Source organism: Sphingomonas sp. FW306-1B-B10E (assembly GCF_058782005.1).
This window is the reverse complement of record NZ_JBYSXG010000061.1, coordinates 1-2,695: the sequence shown is the minus strand read 5'-3', so window position 1 is coordinate 2,695 and position 2,695 is coordinate 1. Positions and strand designations below refer to the sequence as shown.

General features: G+C 66.3%; 3 protein-coding genes. 1 reads left to right on the top strand and 2 read right to left on the bottom strand.

Annotated features, from left to right (window positions below):
* Positions 1-40: 40 nt before the first annotated feature.
* Positions 41-838, bottom strand: coding sequence for a MotA/TolQ/ExbB proton channel family protein (locus tag AC3WJI_RS18490; RefSeq protein ID WP_492758763.1), 798 nt, complete (start codon positions 836-838; stop codon positions 41-43).
* Positions 839-897: 59 nt separating this feature from the next.
* Entirely contained in the window at positions 898-1,575 is a 678-nt protein-coding gene (locus tag AC3WJI_RS18485; RefSeq protein WP_492758762.1) for a TonB family protein, read from the bottom strand.
* A gap of 400 nt (positions 1,576-1,975) precedes the next feature.
* Between AC3WJI_RS18485 and AC3WJI_RS18480 the strand changes: the two genes are divergently transcribed.
* Entirely contained in the window at positions 1,976-2,632 is a 657-nt protein-coding gene (locus tag AC3WJI_RS18480) for a hypothetical protein (protein ID WP_492758761.1), read from the top strand.
* Positions 2,633-2,695: the final 63 nt, after the last annotated feature.

Genomic DNA, 2,695 nt, shown 5'->3' with positions numbered 1-2,695 from the left:
CCCAAGGCCGCGCGCCGGAGCGCGCGGCCCGTGTGTCAGCTTATGCGCGGGTCTGCACGCCACCGGCCTGGCCGGCGGTCGTGGTCGTGCCGGCCGACTTGGTGCCGGCGGTCGCTGCGACGCCAGCCTTCTTGGCGATCTCGGGGCGGACGCGGCCGTCCGAAGCGAGATAGCCGAGCACGTCGTTCGAGAACGCGTTGAGGTTCTCGGCGATCGCCTTGTTGCGGCGCTGCAGGAAGTTGTAGGCGAGCACGGCCGGAACCGCGACGACCAGACCGAGCGCGGTCATGATCAGTGCCTCGCCGACCGGGCCTGCGACCTTGTCGATCGATGCCTGGCCTGCCGCGCCGATCTTGATCAGTGCGCGGTAGATGCCGATGACGGTACCGAACAGACCGATGAACGGCGCGGTCGCACCGGTGGTCGCGAGGAACGCCAGGCCGCCGGCGAGCGACGAGTTGATCGTCGCTTCCGAACGCGCAAGCGAACCGTGCAGCCAGTCATGCGCTTCGACCGGATCGGTAAGCTCCTTATACTGCTCCTGCGCCTGCACGCCGTCGTCGACGATCTGGCGATAGGCCGAGTTCTTCTCGAGCTTGGCCGCGCCTTCGCGCAGGCTGTTCGACTGCCAGAAGCTGGCGCGGACGCGCTTGTACTGGTTGATGATCTTCTGCTGCTCGAACAGCTTGGTGAAGAGGATGTAGAGCGAGACGAAGAGCATGAGCACCAGGATCGCGAACACCGTCTGCGAGATCAGGCCGCCTTCCTTGAGCGCGGCCATCAGGCCGTACGGGTTTTCGCCGTTGGGCGCCGCCGCGGCGAGGATGGAAATGAGCATTGTCGGTTATTCCCTTACAAGAATTGCTGTGAGCTGGCCTTGCGGCCACCTTGATCGCCTTACTTCTGGATCTGCCACCGGAACCGGAGCGTCTTGCGCCCACCGGGGATCGGGTTACCCGCGGCGTCCAGCGCCGGCGAGTACCGCCCGCGGCGAACGACGAGCCGGCAAGTGGCATCATCGAGGCTCGACACGCCCGAAGACGAGCTGACCGAGCAATTCTCGATGCGGCCCTGGGCGTTCACGTTGAACGTGATGCCCACCGAACCTTCCTGCTCCGCGCGAAGCGCTGCAGGCGGGTAATCGTCCTGGGTGACCCACGAGGCGGGGTTACCCTTTGCAGCCGCAGCCTTGCTGATCGCCGGAGCCGCCGGAGGGGCAGGCGGCGCAACAGGTGCCGGGGGTGCCGGCGGCGTGATCGGCGGTGGTGGCGGGATGATCGCGGTGGTCTGCATCGGCGGCGACGGCACCTGGACCTGCACCTGGGCCGGCGGCGTCACGATCTGTGTCGGCGGCGGCGGTACGGGGCTGTCAGGCGGCGGCGGCGGCGGCGGAACCTCCTCGGGCGGGGGCGGCGGCTCTTCGACCTCGAAGGTCTTCAGCTCTTCCGCCTTCTTCTTGATATATTGGTATGCCAAGCCCGTGACGAAGGCATAACCCATGCCAGCCACGATGATTGCGACTATGATAATCGCAACGAACCGGCTGCCACTTACATTCCGGTCAGCGTAAGCCATTCGGCAACGTCACTCCTCTATCTTGGCGACCCTGAGCGCTGGAATGCTCCGCGCACAAGCTCGTCCGCCGTTCGCTTGCTTGCGTCGGTGCGGCAGAGCGCGAGTCTGTATCGTGGGCTCTCTGGGTACGCAAACGCTTTGTCGGACAAACTGTCCCTACCGGCGCCCCGTGACGGAATTATTTCTGTATAAGAAGCGGGGGATCCGGTAACGGAACCGCATGATCCGACCCGCACTGATAGCTTTTTGTTGCGTAGCATCGTTAACCGAACCTGCGCACTCCGCCCTGCAAACCACGCAAAACCAAGCTTCTCCGGCAGCTGTATTACCCAGCTACGCCAGTGTTGCGCGACAAGTTCTTGCAGCACCGCTCATCGTCGACGCGCGTATTCGCAGCGCCGTGAAGATCAAGGGCGCCGAAGCCGCGAATGTCGCCCCAGGACGCGTCCGATTCTATATCGAGGCCGATGTAACAGCCCTGATTCGCGGTCCGAACGGCGTTTCGACGAGAATCGGCTACGTTGCCGATCTGCCGCTCGACGCGCGTGGTCGCGCGCCCAAGCTCAAGAAGCAGCGCGTCCTGCTCTTCGCCCGCGCGGTAACCGGCCGGCCCGACCAGGTGCAGCTTGCCGGCGCCGACGGCCAGCAGGCCTGGACCCCCGAACTCGATGCCCTCGCCCGCGGAATCGTCCGCGAGGCGATCGCCGCGGACGCCCCCCCCGCAATCACCGGCGTCGGCAATGCCTTTCACGTGCCCGGCTCGCTGCCCGGCGAAGGCGAGACGCAAGTTTTTCTCCAGACTGCCAACGGTGCGCCGGTCTCGCTGCAGATCCTGCGCCGCCCCGGCGAGCAGCCGCGCTGGGCGGTGTCGCTCGGCGACATCGTCGACGAATCGGCGGGGGCGCCCAAGCCGAACACGCTGCTCTGGTACCGCCTCGCCTGCGGCCTGCCGCGGACGCTGCCTGCGGAAAGCCTCGAATCGGCCGACCCCGCCAACGCCGCGACGGCACGCCAGGATTACGCACTGGTGCTCCGCGCCTTGGGACCGTGCGCCTGAAGCTCGAAGGCTCCCCTCCCTGCAAGGGAGGGGTCAGGGGTGGGTAGCGTCGGCTGGGGCTCG